Genomic DNA, 18862 nt, shown 5'->3' on the forward strand with positions numbered 1-18862 from the left:
CAGAGGACGAACAGCATGAACACCCAGACACGCGAGACCACCTCCCAGTCCGACGCCCGGGACAAAGCCGCCACGCTGATCGAGGCGCTGCCCTGGATCCAGCGCTTTGCCGGCAGCACCATGGTGATCAAGTACGGCGGCAATGCCATGGTCAACGACGAGCTCCGCCGCGCCTTCGCCGAGGACGTCGTGTTCCTGCACCACGTCGGCATCCACCCCGTGGTGGTGCATGGCGGCGGCCCGCAGATCAACGCCATGCTCAGCCGGCTCGGGATCGAATCCGAATTCAAGGGCGGGCTGCGTGTCACCACGCCCGAGGCCATGGACGTGGTCCGGATGGTCCTCACCGGCCAGGTGGGACGCGAACTCGTGGGCCTAATCAACTCCCACGGCCCGTACGCCGTCGGGATGTCCGGCGAAGACGGCGGCCTGCTCCGCGCCGTCCGCACCGGCACCGTGGTGGACGGCGAAGAGGTGGACCTGGGCCTGGTGGGCGAGGTGGTCGGGGTGAACCCGGAAGGCATTGTGGACATCCTCGCGGCCGGCCGGATTCCTGTGATCTCCACCGTCGCCCCGGAAATCCACGACGACGGATCCACCACCGGTCAGGTACTTAATGTGAACGCGGACACGGCGGCGGCCGCGGTCGCGTCGGCCCTGGGCGCCTCCAAGCTGGTCATCCTGACCGATGTCGAAGGCCTCTACGCCAACTGGCCGGACAGGTCATCGCTCATTTCGTCGCTGACGGCGTCGGAGCTGCGCGAGATGCTGCCGCGCCTTGAGTCCGGCATGATCCCGAAGATGGCGGCGTGCCTGAAGGCCATTGACGACGGCGTCGAGCGCGCCCACATCGTGGACGGCCGCCTGCCGCACTCGATGCTCCTGGAAACCTTTACGACCGCCGGCATCGGCACCCAGGTCGTCCCCGACGAGGAAGTGAACGCATAGTGAGCAGCACTGAACTGAGCCATTCCGCTGAAGGCCGCAGCAGCGATGGGGGGCCGGGTGTGGTCGGGCACCGCGGTGGGCCCACGGCCTCCGGGGTCCCCGTCCGAGCTGGCGAGGAGGGGGTGAGGCCGGGGACGGGCGGGGCCCCCATCGCTGCGGAGACCGCCGCAACCACAATCGTTTCCAGCCGCAGCGGAGCCGAGTGGCTGTCCCGCTACTCGTCCTCGCTGCTGGGCGTCTTCGGCACCCCGCAGCGGGTCCTGGTCCGCGGCGCCGGCTGCCTCGTGTGGGACGCCGACGGCAAGGAATACCTGGACCTGCTCGGCGGCATCGCGGTGAACGCCCTCGGCCACGCCCACCCGTTCGTGACCTCGGTGATCTCCAGCCAGCTGGCCACCCTGGGCCATGTCTCGAACTTCTTCACGAGCCCCACCCAGATCGCCCTGGCCGAGAAGCTGCTGGAACTGTCCAAGGCCCCGGCCGGCTCCAAGGTGTTCTTCGCCAACTCCGGCACCGAAGCCGTCGAGGCGGCCTTCAAGCTGGCGCGCCGTAACAGTGGCGCCAGCCAGTCCGCGGCCGCGGAGAATACTGTCGCGGGAAAAACAGCGAAGCCGCGCACCAAGATCATCGCGCTCGAAGGCGCCTTCCACGGGCGCACCATGGGCGCCCTCGCGCTGACCTCCAAGGAGGCCTACCGGGCGCCATTCGCGCCGCTGCCCGGCGGCGTCGTGCATGTCCCGTTCGGTGACATCGAGGCGCTCCGCGCCGCCATTGATGAGACCACCGCCGCCGTCTTCCTCGAACCGATCCAGGGCGAGGCCGGCGTCCGGCCGCTGCCTGCCGGCTACCTCAAGGCGGCCCGCGAGGCCACGAGCGCGGCCGGCGCCCTGCTGATCCTCGACGAGGTCCAGACCGGCATCGGCCGCACTGGCAAGTGGCTGGCCAGCGAGGACGCCGGCATCGTGCCCGACGCCGTGACCCTCGCCAAGGGCCTGGGCGGCGGCTTCCCGGTCGGCGCGCTCGTCACGTTCGGCCCGGAAACGTCTGCTCTGCTGACCGCCGGCCAGCACGGGACGACCTTCGGCGGCAACCCGGTGGCCACCGCCGCCGCCCTCGCCACCCTGCACGTCCTGGAAAACCAGGACATCCTGGCCCACGTCCGGAACCTGGGGGAGCATCTGCGCGCCGGCCTCGCCGGAATCGCCGGCGTGACCGAGGTCCGCGGCGAGGGGCTGCTGATCGGCTTCGACCTCGACGCCGACGTCGCCCCGGGCGTCGTGGCCGCCGGCCTCGACGCCGGGTTCATCGTCAACAGCCCGGGCCCGCGCACCATCCGGCTGGCGCCGCCGCTGATCCTGACCACCGAGCAGGCAGACCTTTTCCTGGCCGCCCTGCCCGCATTGCTCGAGACCGCCAAGACCAACGCTGCAAAGGACGCCAAGTGACCGCCGCTGTGACCGCCTCAGTGCCCACCCGACATTTCCTCAAGGACACGGACCTCAGCCCGGCCGAGCAGGCCGAGGTCCTCGAGCTCGCCGTCCGGATGAAGGCCGCGCCCTACAGCGTGCAGCCCTTCGCCGCAGACGGCAACGGCCGCCGGACGGTGGCCGTCATCTTCGACAAGACCTCCACCCGGACCAGGGTCTCCTTCGCCACCGGCATCGCGGACATGGGCGGCAACGCGCTCATCATCAACCCCGGCGAGGCGCAGATCGGGCACAAAGAATCGGTCGAAGACACTGCCAAGGTGCTCGAACGCATGGTCTCCACCATTGTGTGGCGCACCGGCGCGCACGCCGGGCTCGTCGCCATGGCCGAGAACTCCCGCGTTCCGGTCATCAACGCCCTGTGCGATGACTACCACCCATGCCAGCTCCTGGCCGATCTGCTGACCGTCAAGGAACACAAAGGCTCGCTCCAGGGCCTGACCATGGCCTACCTGGGCGACTCGGCCAACAACATGGCCAACTCCTACCTGCTGGCCGGCGTGACGGCGGGCATGAACGTCCGTATCGCCGGACCGGAGGGCTACCTGCCGTCGCCGGAGATCATCGCCGCCGCCGAGGACCGTGCCGCGGAGACCGGCGGCTCGGTGCTGGTGACGGTTGACCCCGCCGAAGCGCTCCTGGGCGCCGACGTCGTCGCGACCGACACGTGGGTGTCCATGGGCCAGGAGGCGGAGAAGGAAGCGCGGATGAAGCTGTTCCGTGCCTATTCCGTGGATGCCGACGCGATGAAGCTCGCGGCGCCGGACGCCGTCGTGCTGCACTGCCTCCCGGCCTACCGGGGCTACGAGATCGCCGCGGACGTCATTGACGGCCCGCAGTCGGTGGTCTGGGACGAGGCCGAAAACCGGCTGCACGCGCAGAAGGCACTCATGGCCTGGCTCATGCACCGCTCCGGTCTGGCAGTGGTTGACGGTCTGGCGCCAGTCGGTGGGCTCGCGCCACTCGATGGTCCGGCACCGGTGGGCGGACCGGCCTGATGTCCGTCCAGCCAGCCTCTCCTGGGGCCAGCCCGGCCACCAAGACAGCCCGGCAGGCGCGGATCACGGCGATTCTCACGGGCGAATCTGTCCGTTCCCAGGCCGAGCTCGCGGCGCTGCTCGCGGACGACGGCGTCCAGGTCACCCAGGCCACGCTGTCACGAGACCTCGTGGAACTCGGCGCCGTCCGGGTCCGCGGCAAGGACGGCGTGCTGGTCTACGCCGTCCCGGGGGAGGGCGGCGAGCGGGCGGCCAAGAGCGGCGTCACGCAGGAAATCCTCGACGCCCGGCTGACCCGGTTGTGCGGGGAACTGCTCGTCACCGCCGAGGCCTCCGCCAACCTCGTGGTGCTTCGGACCCCGCCTGGTGCCGCGAACTTCCTGGCCCTCGCCATCGACCACTCCGTAATGCCCTCGATTCTGGGCACCATCGCTGGGGACGACACCGTCCTGCTTGTCACCCGGGACCCCCTGGGCGGCGCGGACATCGCCGCACGCTTCCTGCAGTTCGCCGAGGAGGCCGGCCAATAAGCCACACCATGAGCCCTTCACAGGACCGGGCACCCGGGTGTGTGACAGGCTTGCAACAGAGCTTTTCCCAGACTTAATGCATCACCAAACAACTAAGGAGCATTTCCGTGACTGAGCGTATTGTTCTGGCCTACTCCGGTGGCCTGGATACTTCCGTAGCCATCGGCTGGATCGGTGAAGCCACCGGCGCCGAGGTCATCGCCGTGGCGGTCGACGTCGGACAGGGCGGCGAATCGCTGGAGACCATCCGCCAGCGCGCGCTGGGCTGCGGCGCCGTCGAGGCCTACGTCGCCGACGCCAGCGACGAGTTCGCCAACGAGTACTGCGTGCCCACGCTGAAGGCCAACGCCCTCTACCAGGGCCACTACCCGCTGGTCTCGGCCATCTCCCGCCCGGTGATCGTCAAGCACCTGGTCAAGGCCGCCCGCGAATTCGGCGCCACCACCGTCGCCCACGGCTGCACCGGCAAGGGCAACGACCAGGTCCGCTTCGAAGTCGGCATCCAGACCCTGGGCCCGGACCTGAAGTGCATCGCCCCGGTCCGTGACCTCGCCCTGACCCGCGACAAGGCCATCGCCTTCGCCGAGGAAAAGGGACTGCCGATCGAGACCACCAAGAAGAACCCGTACTCGATCGACCAGAACGTCTGGGGCCGCGCCGTCGAAACCGGCTACCTCGAGGACATCTGGAACGCCCCCACCAAGGACATCTACGACTACACCGCCACCCCGGAATTCCCGCCGGCACCGGATGAGGTCACCATCTCCTTCGAAGCCGGCGTGCCGGTCGCGATCGACGGCGTCAAGGTCACCCCGCTGCAGGCCATCAAGGAACTCAACCGCCGCGCCGGTGCCCAGGGCGTGGGCCGGATCGACGTCGTCGAGGACCGTCTCGTGGGCATCAAGTCCCGCGAGATCTACGAGGCACCGGGCGCCATGGCGCTCATCACCGCGCACAAGCACCTCGAAGACATCACGATCGAGCGCGAGCAGGCCCGCTTCAAGGCGACCGTCGGCCAGCGCTGGGCCGAGCTGGTCTACGACGGCCAGTGGTTCTCGCCGCTCAAGCGCTCCCTCGACGCCTTCATCGAGGACACCCAGAAATACGTCTCCGGCGACATCCGCATGGTGCTGCACGGCGGCCAGGCGATCGTCAACGGACGCCGCTCCGAGACCTCGCTCTACGACTTCGACCTTGCCACGTACGACACCGGCGACACGTTCGACCAGTCGATGGCGCGCGGATTCATCGAGCTGTGGGGCATGTCCGCCAAGGTTGCCTCCGGCCGCGACATCCGCGTCGCAGGAGAGTAGCCCCTGTGGCTGAGCAAAAGTCTGAGGCTACAAATACGGGAGCGCTGTGGGGCGGCCGGTTCGCCGGCGGCCCAGCGGACGCCCTCGCCGCGCTGAGCAAGTCCACGCACTTCGACTGGCGGCTGGCCCGCTACGACATCGCCGGGTCCAAGGCGCACGCCCGCGTGCTGCACAAGGCCGGGCTGCTGGACGACGCCGAACTGGACGGCATGCTGGCCGCCCTGACGCAGCTGGATGAGGACGTCGCCTCCGGCGCCTACCTGCCGGCCGAGTCCGATGAGGACGTGCACGGTTCGCTCGAGCGTGGCCTGATCGAGCGCGCCGGTACCCAGCTTGGCGGCAAGCTCCGCGCCGGCCGGTCCCGCAACGACCAGGTGGCCACCCTGGGACGGATGTTCCTGCGCGACCACGCCCGGATCATCGCCCGCGGCGTGCTCGCCACGATTGACGCTCTCGTGGACCAGGCCAAGGCGCACCAGGGCGTGGCCATGCCCGGCCGCACCCACCTGCAGCACGCCCAGCCGGTACTGCTCAGCCACCACCTGCTGGCCCACGCCTGGGCGCTGCTGCGCGACGTGCAGCGGCTGGCCGACTGGGATAAGCGCGCCGGGGTTTCGCCCTACGGCTCCGGTGCCCTGGCGGGCTCCTCGCTCGGCCTGGACCCCGAGGCCGTCGCCGCGGACCTGGGCTTCTTCTCGGCGACGCACAACTCGATCGACGGCACCGCCTCCCGCGACGTCTTCGCCGAGTTCGCCTGGATCACGGCCATGATCGGCGTGGACCTGTCCCGGGTCTCGGAGGAAGTGATCCTGTGGGCCACGAAGGAATTCTCCTTCGTCACCCTGCACGATTCCTACTCCACAGGCTCCTCGATCATGCCGCAGAAGAAGAACCCGGACGTGGCCGAACTCGCCCGCGGCAAGGCCGGCCGGCTGATCGGCAACCTGACCGGGCTGCTGGCCACCCTGAAGGGCCTGCCGCTCGCGTACAACCGCGACCTGCAGGAGGACAAGGAACCGGTCTTCGACGCCGCCGACACCCTGGAGGTCCTGCTCCCGGCAGTCTCCGGGATGATCGCGACGCTGAAGTTCAACACCGAACGGATGGAAGCGCTGGCGCCCCAGGGTTTCGCGCTGGCGACGGACATCGCCGAATGGCTGGTCCGCCAGGGTGTGCCGTTCCGCGAGGCGCACGAGCTCTCCGGCGCCGCGGTCAAGCAGGCCGAAAGCCGCGGCGTCGAGCTCTGGGACCTCACGGACGAGGAATACGCCGCCATCTCGGAGCACCTGACGCCGGAGGTCCGCACGGTCCTGTCCACCGAGGGTTCGCTCAACAGCCGGAACTCGCAGGGCGGCACCGCACCGGCCGCCGTCGAACGCCAGCTGCTGGCCCTCGAGGGCGAGCTCGCCGGTGTGCGCGAGTACGCGGGCTAATTAGCACACGCGAGAGGGTTCCCTGGCCGAGCTTGCGAGGCTAGGGTGCCGGTGGGGAGTTCCGGCAGCGTCTCGGCCGACGCTCCTGCATTGCCTGCAGGAGCGTCGGCGGATTTCTTGCCAAAAGTGAGCGAGCGTTGTGCGTTTGCCGCCGAAAACTCCCCGCTAGCATTGCGACATGAGCGAATCGTTCCGCCAACTGCTGCGTGCCCTGCCCGACTTCCCGGAAGTGCTCCCGGACTTCGACCCTGCGGCGGCGCCTGCGGACCCCGCGGAGCTGTTCCGGCTGTGGCTGGACGAGGCCCTGGCGGCCGGGGTGCCGCAGCCCAACGCGTGCAGCCTGGCCACCGCCGACGAGCACGGCCGGCCGTCGTCGCGGATGCTGATCCTGAAGGACATCGACGCCGACGGCTGGCACTTCGCAACCTCCAGGGAATCCCGCAAGGGAAAAGAGCTCACGGCCAACCCGCATGCGGCGCTGAACTTCTTCTGGCAACAGCAGGGCCGCCAGGTCCGCGTGGCCGGGGACGTCGTGGAGCTGTCGGCGGAAGCCTCGGCCGCCGACTGGCGGGCCCGGCCCGGCGCCGACGGCAGCGAAAATGCAAACAATGAAAACACAGACTGGCAGCTCTACGCCCTCCGGCCGCGCGAAATCGAATTCTGGCAGGCCCGGCACGACCGCCGGCACATCCGGCACCGCTACGCGCCCCGCTGACCGGGCAACGCTCAGTTAATCCGACTTAATCGGGTGGCTCGGTTTAGGATGGGCGCCATGACCTCAATCACACCAGAGAACCTTCGGGCAGAACTGCACCGCGCCGCCGGAGTCGTGGCCGGAATCGCCGCGAAACTGACGGAACAGGACATCAAAGCGCCGTCGGAACTGCCCGGCTGGAGCCGCGGGCACGTGCTGGCCCACATCTGCGGGATCGCCAACGCAATGGGCCGGCAGCTCGAATATGCCGCCCGCGGTGAGGGCGTCGAACTCTATGACGGCGGCTTCGAGGGGCGCAACCGCGCCATCGAGATGGCGGCCGGCCACAGCCTCGGGCAGCACCGGGCCGACCTCGACGCGGCGTTGGACCGGGCCCTGCGCGCCTTCGACTCCCTCGACGCGGCCGGCTGGCGTGAGCCCATCACCTACCGCGGAGGAGTCGTGTTCGACGGCGGCCTGGCACTGTGGCGCGAACTCGTCATCCATGCCGCCGATCTCGGCACCGGCCACGGACCGGAAACCTGGAGCCGCCCGTTCTGCGGGCACCTTTTCGATTTCCTCTCCGCCCGGGTACCCGAGGGCCAGCGCTTCGTGCTGCAGCCACTTGGCCTGCCCGCGGTGGCCATCGGGAGCGGCGGAACCTCGACCGTGATCAACGGCATGCTCACGGACATCGCCGCGTGGCTCGCCGGCCGCAACCCCACCCTCGGCAGCCTGCGCGCCACCGCCGCGGCCGACGGCGTCGACCTTCCGAAGCTGCTGCCCTGGCCTGCCGGCGTTCCGGTCAACAACTAAGCCCGCCCGGGTCCGGCAGGCCGTCCCTCGCACACGGTGCGCCCGTCAACAACTGAGCACGCCTGGGTCCGGCAGGCTATGGAATAGGGCCTAGGCCCGTGCCGTCGCGAGGGCTGCTTCGCGCTCCCGGTCCAACAGGCTGCCCTTGACGGCCAGCCCCCAGCGGAAGCCGCCCAAGGTCCCGTCGGTGCGGATGACGCGGTGGCAGGGAACAAACAGTGCCGCCGCGTTGAAGGCACAGGCACTGGCCGCCGCCCGGACGGCCTTGGCGTTGCCGGACAGCTCCGCGTACTCCGTGTAGGTCACCGGGCGCCCCGGCGCGACCGTGCGCAGCACGTCCCAGGCATGACTGCGGAACGGACCGGACTTCTGCAGCACCGGCACCCCCATGGCCGGCTCCGGATCGCCGGCATAGAACGCCTCCACGGCTTCGGAGATCCCGCCGAGCCCGGTGACGGTCTCGAATTCGGCCGGAAGCAGGTCAGCGTGGATCTGGCCGGTCAGCTCGCCGGGAACGGCGGTCCAGCCCGACGACAAGACAGCCCCGTCCCGGGCAATGATGGTGAACGGACCGTCCGGGGTGGACATGGTCAACAGCTGGGCTTTCATGGTTTCGCTTCCTTCGGAGTCTGCTTGTGGTTCTGCGTTGGAGCCTGCCTCGGCGGCAGGGACGGCTTGCGCGCCGCGGCCTGGGCAGCCGCTGCTGCGCGCCACAGGTGCATGGTGGCGTAGGAGCGCCAGGGGCTGACCTCACGGAAATCCGGGGTAAGGGTGGCGCCGTCGGGGGTCTCGGCGAGTGAACGGATGCCGTTGCGGACCGCGGCGTCGTTGGCCAGGAACACATCCGGCGCGCCGATGACCCGCATCGCGACGTATCCCACGGTCCACGGCCCGACGCCGGCCAGGGGCAGGAGTTTGGCCTCCAGCCCCTGCACGTCATCGCCGTAGCCGAAGTCGAGGTCGCCCGAGGCCATCGCCGCCGCGGCGCCCCGGACAGCATCGATCCGCCGCTGCGGGCCTCGGAGCAGTTCGAAGCCGGTCCCGGCGATCTGCTCGGCCGTCGGGAAAAGCCGGTGGAGGCCGTCGTCGGGCACCAGGCTCGCGCTTCCGACCGCGGAAAGCTGGACCAGGGCGGTCCGCGCGGCGGCCACGGTGATCTGTTGGCCGATCATCGCCCGGATCAGCAGCTCCTGCGGATCAACGGCGCCGGGCATCCGCATGCCCGGCGTGCGCGCCACCGCGGCGGCCAGCCGGGAGTCGGCCTCGAGGGCGGCATCGATGGCGACCGGATCGGCGTCCAGGTCCAGCAGCCGGCGGACCCTGCTCAGCAGGGCGGCCAGATCCCGGAGGTCGACGGCGCCGATGGTCAGCACGAGCGGACGCCCGGGCGCGCCGGCGTCGTAATCCACGCGGAAGCGGGCATCGCCGTGCGTCAGCCGCAGGGTCCGGGCGTAGGAAGTGGAGGTACCTTCCTCGATCCCGGGGATGGCGCGGACTGCCAAAAAATCAAAGACGCCCGGGTCGAACGGTTCGCGGTACGGAAGGTTGAGTGTGAGCGCTGTGGTCGCCGCGGGGGAGCGGTGATGCCTGGCTGTGGCCCGGAGCGCGGAAGGCGTCATCGCAAAGACCTCGCCGATGGTCTCGTTGAACTGGCGCACGCTGCTGAATCCGGCGGCGAAGGCGATGTCCGAGACTTTCATGGCGGTGGAGACCAGCAGGGTGCGGGCGGTCTGGGCGCGGCTCGCCCGTGCCAGGGACAGTGGGCCGGCGCCGAGTTCGTGGCTGAGGATCCGATTGAGCTGGCGCGAGGAGTATCCGAGCCGGGCCGCGAGCCCCTCGACGCCGTCGCGGTTGATCACGCCGTCATTGATGAGCCGCATGGCCCGGCCGGCGATATCGGAGCGCACGTTCCAGGCCGGCGTACCCGGCACGGCCTCGGGCAGGCAGCGTTTGCACGCACGGTAGCCGGCGTCGTGCGCCGCGGCGGACGTTTCATAGAACGTGACATTGTCCGCCTTGGGCGTCCGCGCGGGGCACGAGGGCCGGCAATAGATGCCGGTGGTCCGGACAGCTGTGTAGAACTGCCCGTCGAATCGGGTGTCCCGGGCATCGATTGCCCGGTAGCGCTGCCAGAAGTCCATCACCCCATCCTGCCAGCTTCGCGGAGCAGCTGCTAGCGGAATTCGGACACTGCCGTCCTCTCCTTCGGCGGTGTTTGTTAAAGTCTGAGCATGACTTCCAGCCCGCTTCCTGCCCAGTCCGGCGCGGCCGAGATCGTCCGCGAGCTGCTCTCGGCCGATGCCCGGCACGTGGCGCCGCTGATCCTCGGCGCGGTGCTGACGCACGACGGGCCCGGCGGATCCGTCTCGGTTCGGATTACCGAAGTGGAGGCATACCTGGGCCCGCATGATTCGCACCACCCTGACCCCGGGTCCCACACCTTTCGCGGCCAAACGGCCCGCAACGCCCCGATGTTCGGTCCGGCCGGCCACCTCTACGTGTATTTCACGTACGGGATGCACCATTGCGCCAATATCGTGTGCGGGCCCGAGGGCGTGGCATCGGCGCTCCTGCTGCGGGCCGGCGAAGTGGTCGCGGGACATGAGCTGGCGAGGGCCAGACGGCCGACGTCGAAATCGGATGTCGACCTCGCGAGCGGGCCGGCCCGGCTGGCCACCGCGCTGGGACTGACGACGGCGGACAGCGGGCGGGATGCCCTCGCGCCGCCGTTCCGGCTGGAACCGGCCGCGTACCCGCCGGAGGGGGTCGCCGCGGGCATCAGCTCCGGTCCGCGCGTCGGCGTCTCCGGCGACGGCGGCAGCCACGAGTACCCCTGGCGGTTCTGGCTCAGCGGCGACCCGACCGTCTCCCGCTACAAGGCGGCAAAGCCGGCAAAGGCGCCAAGCGCCCGCGGCGCGTGAGGTAGCGGGCACTGTGTGCGCCCCGTTCCCGCGCCCTGATGCAGGCACGTGCGGTGGGGGATGATGGAGCAGTATGGGCGAGGGAAAGCGCGGAAAACCGGGCAGCGAGCTGGAGCGGCTCCAGATCTTCGCGGAGCTGGCCACCGAGTACTTCCGGATGGTGGAACTGTTCACCCCCGATGGCGGGCAGGTCGCGGCGGACTCCGTCGAAGCAGAGCGCCGGCACTGGATTGAGCTCTTCCGCGCGGCCCTGCTGCGCAAATTCATCGTTCCCGAAGAACACGTTTCGCTCAAACTCGTGGTGCGGGCGCTGCGCCTGTGCAACTACTCGGCGGACTCCCGGCTAGCCCAAGGCGCAGCGGAAGCGGCCGGGATGTTCACCAACGGCATGATCCGGGACCGCGAGGCGCTGATGGCCGAAATCGCCCTGGCCGACCATGACTTGTTCGAGGACGTCCTCTATGGACGGCTCCTTCACGGTGACGCCGACAGGTTCCGCCGGTCCGGATGGGCCGGGGACTACGCCCGGCTGAGCCGCGTGGCAGCCGGGCGGTTCGACGCCGAACGCGCGCTCCGAAAAGCGCTGGACATCGTCTCCTACGGGCTTGCCAACGAACTCCTGCGCCCGCCGGAGCCGGACGCCTTGCCTCCAGCGGCAGGGGATTAGGGGTTCCAGGTTGCTGCGAAGCTGCCCAGCGAGTAGCCGGCGCCGACGGCGAAGGGGGCGAGCCGGCGCCGCAGGTCCTCGCGCACGTGCGGCCACTCCTGCGAGAGGATCGAGAAGACGGCGGTGTCCGCGCGTCCCCCGCCTGGCGCCGCGCGGTGGCCGCGGAGGACCCCCTCGAATTGTGCGCCGAGGCGTTCGATCGCCGTCGCGCTCCGGGTGTTGCGGGCGTCGCAGCGGAAAGCCACCCGGTCCACTTCCAGTACCTCATAGGCGTAGGCGAGGAGCATGTGCTTGCTCGCCGGATTGACGTGGCTGCCCCAGAACTGCCGCCCGTAGAATGTTCCGCCGATTTCCAGGCGTTGCTGGTCCGGAACGTAGTCGCGGAGGGACGTCGTGCCCAGCAGGGCCCCTGTGCGCCCGTCCGTCACGGCGAACGGGATGGTGGCGGGATCCTCCAGCCGTGACCGGAACAGCGCCGCCAGCTCGCGGGCAGTCCCCGGCATCGGCGCCGCCATGCCTGCCCACATGCCGGCGTCCACAAAATCGAAGAGGCCTGCCGCATGGTGCGGGGCCAGCGGAACCAGCCGAATCCCATGGCCGGAGAGGACGATTTCGTGTCGCATTCGAGCATTCAATCACCGGCGGGATGGACAGGGGCGGCGAATCCGGCACCGACAGCGTGAACATTCGATGGCCGGCGGGTTGCCGCGGAGCTGGCGGGCCGGGAGGCCGGGGCCCGGGAGGCTTCCCGCTACCAGCCAGTAAGGTGGATGGGTGAATCAAAGCGACCCGAACCAGACGACGACTGCAATGCCGGTGGATGAGCTGATCAAGAGCCTGTGCGCCACCATCCCGGACTATCCCAAACCAGGGGTCAGCTTCAAGGACCTGACCCCGGTGTTCGCCGACGGCGCCGCCTTCGGGGCCGTCGTCGATGCCCTGGTGGGACCTTTCCAGGGCCAGTTCGACGCCGTCGCCGGAGTGGAGGCCCGCGGCTTCCTGCTCGCGGCGGCCGCCGCCTACGCCACCGGGACCGGGGTCATCACGGTTCGCAAGGCCGGCAAGCTTCCGCGCGAGGTGTTCTCCGAGGACTACGCCCTGGAGTACGGCACCGCCACCCTTGAGCTGCACACCACGGACCTGGCGCCGGGGAGCCGGGTGCTGATCCTCGACGACGTGCTCGCCACGGGCGGCACGCTCGGCGCCGCGGCGCGGCTGTTCGAGCGGTGCGGGATCCACGTGGCCGGCATCGGTGTGGTCATGGAACTCGACGATCTTGGCGGCCGCACGGCCCTGACCGGCCACAACGTCCGGTCCCTGTTGCGGATCTAGCGGGCCTGCCGGGCTGGACCATCCGGGACGTGTCGGTAGAATTCCCTGACGAAGACTGCCTTGGCATTGTTCGGCGACATGCAACAGCCGTGCCGCCGAAATGGCTGTAGAATGGTGGGTCTGTCTTTTTCGATAGGGGAACGTTCGATGCACGACGCTGATTTGGCCCATGAACGCGACTATGTGGCCGGACTTTACGCCCGGCTCGATGAGTTGCGGGCGGAGAAGCGCACCCAGCTGGCCCAGGTGCGCCGGGCCGGTGCCGTGGGCACCATGCAGAACGTTTCCGAACGTGATGCCTTCGCCGCCCTCTACGAGGACCGTCTCGCCCAGCTCGACGCCGTCGATGACCGGCTCGTGTTCGGCCGCCTGGACCTGGACTCCGGGGAGGCCCAGTACATCGGCCGCATCGGCTTGACCACCGAGGACCTGCAGCGGCTCATGGTGGACTGGCGTGCGCCCGAGGCCGGCCATTTCTACCAGGCCACGGCATTCGACCGGCAGGGCGTCCGCCGCCGTCGCCACCTGATCCTGCAGGGCCGCGAGGTCAAGGCAATCGAGGATGACGTGCTCGACGCCGGCATGCTCGCCGACAACGATTCGCTCCAGGGCGAGGGTGCCCTGCTGGCTGCCCTGAACTCCAAGCGGACGGGCCGGATGTCAGACATCGTCGGCACCATCCAGTCCGAGCAGGACCGGATCATCCGTTCCTCCATCTCCGGCGCCCTCGTGGTCCAGGGTGGCCCGGGCACGGGCAAGACCGCTGTCGCCCTGCACCGCGCCGCGTACCTGCTCTACACGCACCGGGACCGGCTCAAGAGCGCCGGCGTCCTGCTGGTGGGGCCGACGTCGTCCTTCATGAAGTACATCGAACGCGTGCTGCCCTCGCTCGGCGAGACCGGCGTCGTCATGGCGAGCCTGGGCCGGCTGATGCCCGGCATCACCGCCGTGGCCGAGCCGGACTCCGCCGTCGCCGCCATCAAGGGCCGGCTCGACATGGCCGAGGTGGTCGCCAACGCCGTGGCCAACCGGCAGCGCATTCCGGCCGGAAACCGGACCCTTGAGGTGGACGGCCGCAAACTGGTCCTCACACCCAGGCAGGTCCGCCGCGCCAAGGAGAGGGCGCGCGCCACGGGCAAACCGCACAACGAGGCCCGCGTCTCCTTCGTCAAGATCCTGCTCCGCGAATTGACCGAGCAGATGACGGAGCTGGTGGAGGCAGGCAACATCGGCAACAACGCCGACCGCTCCTACCTGGCGGAGGATGTCCGCTCGGCCCGGGATGTCCGGATCGCCCTGAACCTGTGCTGGATGCCGATGACCCCGGAGAAACTCGTGGGGGAGCTGCTCAGCAAGCCGGCCATCCTCGAGGCATGCACCCCGAACCTCAGCCCGGAAGAACGCGCGCTGCTGCTCCGCCCGGCCGATTCGCCCTGGACCGAGTCCGACGTTCCGCTGCTGGACGAGGCTGCCGAATTGCTCGGCGAGCTTGATGCCGCCGCCGGGCGCGGCCTGGCGCAGCAGGAACAAGACCGGGCCCGCGACCTGGCCAACGCCAAGCAGACCCTGGTCAACATGGAAACCGCCGGTGTGGACGTCCTTGTCACGGCCGAAGACCTGGTGGACCAGAACCAGGAGCGTGAGACGCGGCTGACCGCTGCCGAGCGTGCCACCACGGACCGTTCCTGGGCCTTCGGGCACATTGTGGTGGACGAAGCGCAGGAGCTGTCACCCATGCAGTGGCGGCTGCTGGTCCGCCGCTGCCCGCTGAAGTCCTTTACGATCGTGGGCGACATCGCGCAGACCAGTTCTGTTGCCGGCGCCAACTCCTGGCACAGCGCCCTGGGCCCCATGTTTGGCGACCGCTGGCAGCTCGAGGAGCTGACCGTCAACTACCGCACCCCGTCCCAGATCGCCGAGGCCGCCGCCCGCATGGCGACCGCGGCCGGACTGGTGGTTTCGGCGCCCAAGGCCGTGCGGGAAGGGCGCTGGTCCCCGGTCATCGACAAAGTCGGCCAGGGCCAGATCGTCAACAAGCTCGTCGAGGTGCTTCCGGAGGAACTGGACGCCATCGAGGGCGGCCTGCTGGCAGTCATCGCCGACGGCGGCCTTCTCCCCGAGGCCAGCGCGGCACTGCGGGCCGTGTACGGCCACCGGGTCGGGACGGGCGCCGGGAGTTACGCGCAGGACATCGTGGTGATCAGTCCCCGCGAGGCGAAGGGGCTGGAATTCGACGGCGTCGTGGTCCTGGAACCGACCGACATGCTCAACCACGAGCACGGCCGGGTGGGTGACCTGTACGTGGCCATGACCCGGCCCACCCAGCGCTTGCGGCTCATCGCCGCCGCCGGAGTCCCGGCAGGCATCGAGGAGTAGGCCCGGGCCGGCGGGCGTCACCTGCGCTGCGGCCCGGTTGATCCTGCTAACTTAGATTCCGTGTCCCAGCTAAATATTCTCGATGCCCAGCAGAACGATCCCAGCTTTGCCAATATCTGGCAGGAGCTGAAATGGCGCGGCCTTGTCCACGTCTCCACGGATGAGGCGGAGCTCGAAAAGCTCCTCGCCGGCGACCCCGTGACGTATTACTGCGGCTTCGATCCGACCGCACCGAGCCTGCATCTGGGCAACCTGGTCCAGCTGCTGCTCATGCGCCGGATCCAGCTGGCCGGCCACAAGCCGCTCGGACTTGTGGGCGGCTCCACGGGCTTGATCGGTGATCCGCGTCCGACGGCGGAACGCACCCTGAACACGAAGGACACCGTGTCCGAGTGGGTGGGCTACCTTCAGGCCCAGGTCCGTCGGTTCCTGAGCTTCGAGGGCGACAACGCGGCCCGGATGGTCAACAACCTGGACTGGACGGCGCCCCTGAGCGCCATCGACTTCCTGCGCGAGATCGGCAAGCACTACCGTGTCGGCACCATGCTCCGCAAGGACGCCGTTGCCTCCCGCCTCAGTTCCGACGAAGGCATCAGCTACACGGAGTTCAGCTACCAGATCCTGCAGGGCATGGACTACCTTCAGTTGTTCCGCGACTACGCTTGCATGCTGCAGACCGGCGGCTCGGATCAGTGGGGCAACCTCACCAGTGGCACCGAGCTCATCCGCAAGGTTGAGGGCAAGCACGTCCACGCCCTGGGAACGCCGCTCATCACCAACTCTGACGGCACCAAGTTCGGCAAGAGCGAGGGCAACGCGATCTGGCTGGATCCAACCATGTGCAGCCCGTACGCGTTCTACCAGTTCTGGCTCAACACGGCGGACGCCGACGTCGCGGACCGACTCAAAGTGTTCACCTTCCTGAGCCGCGCCGAGATTGAGGAACTGGAGCTCGCGATCGCCGAACGGCCCTTCGCCCGCGAGGGCCAGCGAAAGCTGGCCTACGAGGTGACTTCGCTCGTCCATGGCGTGGACGCCACCGAGAAGGTCATTGCGGCTTCCGCCGCGGTGTTCGGCAACGGCGACCTCTCCGTACTGGACGAAGCGACACTGAAGGCGGCAACCTCCGAGCTGCCCTCCGCCACGGTTGACGCCGGCGCCCTGGGCATCATCGAGCTGCTGGTCGCCTCCGGTCTGTCTGAGAGCAAGTCCGCCGCACGCCGCACTGTGGGGGAGGGCGGCGCCTACGTCAACAATGCGAAGGTATCTGACCCCGACGCCGTTATTGCGGCCAGCGAGTTGCTGCACGGGCGCTACCTGCTTCTGCGCCGGGGCAAGAAGAACCTGGCAACGGTGGAAGTCGCCGCGCCCTGACCAGCACGGGATCCTGACTGGTACCGAAAACGCACCTGCACGCTCCTTCCCGGCCGATTTGCACGGCCGGGAAGGAGCGTGTATTGTTTTCTGAGTTGCCGCCGTTGAGTGGTGACAAACCCCCACAAATGAGAAGCAATTCTTCATGCGCCAGGCGCACATAATGAAAATTGCTTCAATTCTGCTGGGCGGATTCGCTCCGCAAAGCGAAATTCCGATGAAAATCGCGAATTTGCAAAGTGGAAATGAATGAAATAAGCTGTAAACATCGCAGCGAAGAAAAAACGGAATAAAGAATTCATGGAAATGAATTGTTTCGGCAAGTATTCGAATGTGTCTGTTGTTTGAGAACTCAATAGTGTGCCAAGTTTGTTGATACCAATTTATTGTATTGAATTGGTTGAATTTGCCGGGCCCGCCACCCCGTGGTGTGGTCTGGTGTTATTTGGCTGGTTTCAAATTTTGTGCAGCGTGTGYATCCCGTTTTCCCGGGGGCGCATGTTGTGTCTGTTTTACTTCAACGGAGAGTTTGATCCTGGCTCAGGATGAACGCTGGCGGCGTGCTTAACACATGCAAGTCGAACGATGATCCGAATACCGGATATGACTCCTCATCGCATGGTGGGGGGTGGAAAGCTTTATTGTGGTTTTGGATGGACTCGCGGCCTATCAGCTTGTTGGTGAGGTAATGGCTCACCAAGGCGACGACGGGTAGCCGGCCTGAGAGGGTGACCGGCCACACTGGGACTGAGACACGGCCCAGACTCCTACGGGAGGCAGCAGTGGGGAATATTGCACAATGGGCGCAAGCCTGATGCAGCGACGCCGCGTGAGGGATGACGGCCTTCGGGTTGTAAACCTCTTTCAGTAGGGAAGAAGCGAAAGTGACGGTACCTGCAGAAGAAGCGCCGGCTAACTACGTGCCAGCAGCCGCGGTAATACGTAGGGCGCAAGCGTTATCCGGAATTATTGGGCGTAAAGAGCTCGTAGGCGGTTTGTCGCGTCTGCCGTGAAAGTCCGGGGCTCAACTCCGGATCTGCGGTGGGTACGGGCAGACTAGAGTGATGTAGGGGAGACTGGAATTCCTGGTGTAGCGGTGAAATGCGCAGATATCAGGAGGAACACCGATGGCGAAGGCAGGTCTCTGGGCATTAACTGACGCTGAGGAGCGAAAGCATGGGGAGCGAACAGGATTAGATACCCTGGTAGTCCATGCCGTAAACGTTGGGCACTAGGTGTGGGGGACATTCCACGTTTTCCGCGCCGTAGCTAACGCATTAAGTGCCCCGCCTGGGGAGTACGGCCGCAAGGCTAAAACTCAAAGGAATTGACGGGGGCCCGCACAAGCGGCGGAGCATGCGGATTAATTCGATGCAACGCGAAGAACCTTACCAAGGCTTGACATGGGCCGGACCGGGCTGGAAACAGTCCTTCCCCTTTGGGGCCGGTTCACAGGTGGTGCATGGTTGTCGTCAGCTCGTGTCGTGAGATGTTGGGTTAAGTCCCGCAACGAGCGCAACCCTCGTTCCATGTTGCCAGCGCGTAATGGCGGGGACTCATGGGAGACTGCCGGGGTCAACTCGGAGGAAGGTGGGGACGACGTCAAATCATCATGCCCCTTATGTCTTGGGCTTCACGCATGCTACAATGGCCGGTACAAAGGGTTGCGATACTGTGAGGTGGAGCTAATCCCAAAAAGCCGGTCTCAGTTCGGATTGGGGTCTGCAACTCGACCCCATGAAGTCGGAGTCGCTAGTAATCGCAGATCAGCAACGCTGCGGTGAATACGTTCCCGGGCCTTGTACACACCGCCCGTCAAGTCACGAAAGTTGGTAACACCCGAAGCCGGTGGCCTAACCCCTTGTGGGAGGGAGCTGTCGAAGGTGGGACTGGCGATTGGGACTAAGTCGTAACAAGGTAGCCGTACCGGAAGGTGCGGCTGGATCACCTCCTTTCTAAGGAGCACCTACAAC

The 18862-nt window shown here is 67.5% G+C and carries 16 protein-coding genes and 1 rRNA gene; 14 read left to right on the plus strand and 3 right to left on the minus strand.

Annotated elements, in window-relative coordinates; all coding sequences use genetic code 11:
- The first annotated feature begins 15 nt into the window (after nt 1-15).
- The 8 genes from argB to AC1DFR_RS04590 all read left to right on the plus strand — a co-directional run bounded on the left by argB (nt 16) and on the right by AC1DFR_RS04590 (nt 8219).
- A complete protein-coding gene (gene argB, locus AC1DFR_RS04555; protein ID WP_223917243.1) occupies nt 16-948 on the plus strand; it encodes an acetylglutamate kinase in 933 nt (310 codons plus the stop codon).
- 149 nt (nt 949-1097) lie between these two features.
- Nucleotides 1098-2393 carry an acetylornithine transaminase gene (locus AC1DFR_RS04560; RefSeq protein ID WP_476872832.1) on the plus strand — a complete coding sequence of 432 codons (1296 nt, stop codon included), beginning with the start codon at nt 1098-1100 and terminating at the stop codon, nt 2391-2393.
- Nucleotides 2390-3433 (plus strand): ornithine carbamoyltransferase, encoded by a 1044-nt coding sequence (gene argF, locus AC1DFR_RS04565; protein ID WP_476872817.1) that lies wholly within the window; start codon nt 2390-2392, stop codon nt 3431-3433. Before AC1DFR_RS04560 ends, argF begins: the two co-directional genes overlap by 4 nt.
- Entirely contained in the window at nt 3433-3963 is a 531-nt protein-coding gene (locus tag AC1DFR_RS04570; protein WP_079551248.1) for an arginine repressor, read from the plus strand. The genes argF and AC1DFR_RS04570 overlap by 1 nt, the downstream gene beginning before the upstream one ends.
- Nucleotides 3964-4070: 107 nt before the next feature.
- A complete protein-coding gene (locus AC1DFR_RS04575) occupies nt 4071-5276 on the plus strand; it encodes an argininosuccinate synthase (protein ID WP_028277269.1) in 1206 nt (401 codons plus the stop codon).
- Nucleotides 5277-5281: 5 nt separating this feature from the next.
- Nucleotides 5282-6709, plus strand: coding sequence for an argininosuccinate lyase (gene argH / locus AC1DFR_RS04580; protein WP_476872818.1), 1428 nt, complete (start codon nt 5282-5284; stop codon nt 6707-6709).
- Between the two features lie 178 nt (nt 6710-6887).
- Nucleotides 6888-7424 carry a pyridoxine/pyridoxamine 5'-phosphate oxidase gene (locus AC1DFR_RS04585; protein WP_476859015.1) on the plus strand — a complete coding sequence of 179 codons (537 nt, stop codon included), beginning with the start codon at nt 6888-6890 and terminating at the stop codon, nt 7422-7424.
- 57 nt (nt 7425-7481) lie between these two features.
- The gene (locus AC1DFR_RS04590; RefSeq protein WP_476872000.1) at nt 7482-8219 is read left to right on the plus strand and encodes a maleylpyruvate isomerase family mycothiol-dependent enzyme; all 738 of its coding nucleotides are present in this window, start codon (nt 7482-7484) and stop codon (nt 8217-8219) included.
- A 90-nt stretch (nt 8220-8309) separates the two neighbouring features.
- On the opposite strand, the gene AC1DFR_RS04595 is transcribed toward AC1DFR_RS04590, so the two are convergent.
- Together AC1DFR_RS04595 and AC1DFR_RS04600 are read right to left on the minus strand one after the other, a co-directional pair.
- Entirely contained in the window at nt 8310-8828 is a 519-nt protein-coding gene (locus tag AC1DFR_RS04595; RefSeq protein ID WP_230010645.1) for a methylated-DNA--[protein]-cysteine S-methyltransferase, read from the minus strand.
- The gene (locus AC1DFR_RS04600; protein WP_476871999.1) at nt 8825-10360 is read right to left on the minus strand and encodes an AlkA N-terminal domain-containing protein; all 1536 of its coding nucleotides are present in this window, start codon (nt 10358-10360) and stop codon (nt 8825-8827) included. Before AC1DFR_RS04600 ends, AC1DFR_RS04595 begins: the two co-directional genes overlap by 4 nt.
- 90 nt (nt 10361-10450) lie before the next feature.
- Here AC1DFR_RS04600 and AC1DFR_RS04605 point away from each other — a divergent pair, with 90 nt between their 5' ends.
- Together AC1DFR_RS04605 and AC1DFR_RS04610 are read left to right on the plus strand one after the other, a co-directional pair.
- Nucleotides 10451-11140: a DNA-3-methyladenine glycosylase gene (locus AC1DFR_RS04605; protein WP_476871998.1), complete on the plus strand. Its 690-nt coding sequence runs from the start codon at nt 10451-10453 to the stop codon at nt 11138-11140.
- Nucleotides 11141-11213: 73 nt separating this feature from the next.
- Nucleotides 11214-11807, plus strand: coding sequence for a hypothetical protein (locus tag AC1DFR_RS04610; RefSeq protein WP_476859012.1), 594 nt, complete (start codon nt 11214-11216; stop codon nt 11805-11807).
- Here AC1DFR_RS04610 and AC1DFR_RS04615 read toward each other — a convergent pair.
- Complete coding sequence (locus AC1DFR_RS04615) at nt 11804-12430, minus strand: GNAT family N-acetyltransferase (protein WP_476859011.1); 627 nt, start codon at nt 12428-12430, stop codon at nt 11804-11806. The genes AC1DFR_RS04610 and AC1DFR_RS04615 overlap by 4 nt on opposite strands.
- A 187-nt stretch (nt 12431-12617) precedes the next feature.
- Here AC1DFR_RS04615 and AC1DFR_RS04620 point away from each other — a divergent pair, with 187 nt between their 5' ends.
- From AC1DFR_RS04620 to AC1DFR_RS04635, 4 genes are all read left to right on the plus strand, one after another.
- Nucleotides 12618-13139 carry an adenine phosphoribosyltransferase gene (locus AC1DFR_RS04620; protein WP_243181808.1) on the plus strand — a complete coding sequence of 174 codons (522 nt, stop codon included), beginning with the start codon at nt 12618-12620 and terminating at the stop codon, nt 13137-13139.
- 147 nt (nt 13140-13286) lie between these two features.
- The gene (locus AC1DFR_RS04625; RefSeq protein WP_476849486.1) at nt 13287-15515 is read left to right on the plus strand and encodes a HelD family protein; all 2229 of its coding nucleotides are present in this window, start codon (nt 13287-13289) and stop codon (nt 15513-15515) included.
- 60 nt (nt 15516-15575) lie between these two features.
- Complete coding sequence (gene tyrS, locus AC1DFR_RS04630) at nt 15576-16889, plus strand: tyrosine--tRNA ligase (protein ID WP_476872819.1); 1314 nt, start codon at nt 15576-15578, stop codon at nt 16887-16889.
- A gap of 517 nt (nt 16890-17406) precedes the next feature.
- A 16S ribosomal RNA gene (locus AC1DFR_RS04635) occupies nt 17407-18844 on the plus strand.
- Nucleotides 18845-18862: the final 18 nt, after the last annotated feature.

It is taken from the genome of Arthrobacter sp. 05T410, from assembly GCF_056396505.1.

Coding starts and splice junctions, on each gene's coding strand:
- AC1DFR_RS04570 (WP_079551248.1), top strand. CDS start 3,433: ATGTCCGTCCAGCCAGCCTCTCCTGGGGCCAGCCCGGCCACCAAGACA.
- AC1DFR_RS04615 (WP_476859011.1), bottom strand. CDS start 12,430: ATGCGACACGAAATCGTCCTCTCCGGCCATGGGATTCGGCTGGTTCCG.
- AC1DFR_RS04625 (WP_476849486.1), top strand. CDS start 13,287: ATGCACGACGCTGATTTGGCCCATGAACGCGACTATGTGGCCGGACTT.
- AC1DFR_RS04600 (WP_476871999.1), bottom strand. CDS start 10,360: ATGGACTTCTGGCAGCGCTACCGGGCAATCGATGCCCGGGACACCCGA.
- AC1DFR_RS04585 (WP_476859015.1), top strand. CDS start 6,888: ATGAGCGAATCGTTCCGCCAACTGCTGCGTGCCCTGCCCGACTTCCCG.
- AC1DFR_RS04610 (WP_476859012.1), top strand. CDS start 11,214: ATGGGCGAGGGAAAGCGCGGAAAACCGGGCAGCGAGCTGGAGCGGCTC.
- AC1DFR_RS04605 (WP_476871998.1), top strand. CDS start 10,451: ATGACTTCCAGCCCGCTTCCTGCCCAGTCCGGCGCGGCCGAGATCGTC.
- AC1DFR_RS04595 (WP_230010645.1), bottom strand. CDS start 8,828: ATGAAAGCCCAGCTGTTGACCATGTCCACCCCGGACGGTCCGTTCACC.
- AC1DFR_RS04590 (WP_476872000.1), top strand. CDS start 7,482: ATGACCTCAATCACACCAGAGAACCTTCGGGCAGAACTGCACCGCGCC.
- argB (WP_223917243.1), top strand. CDS start 16: ATGAACACCCAGACACGCGAGACCACCTCCCAGTCCGACGCCCGGGAC.
- AC1DFR_RS04620 (WP_243181808.1), top strand. CDS start 12,618: ATGCCGGTGGATGAGCTGATCAAGAGCCTGTGCGCCACCATCCCGGAC.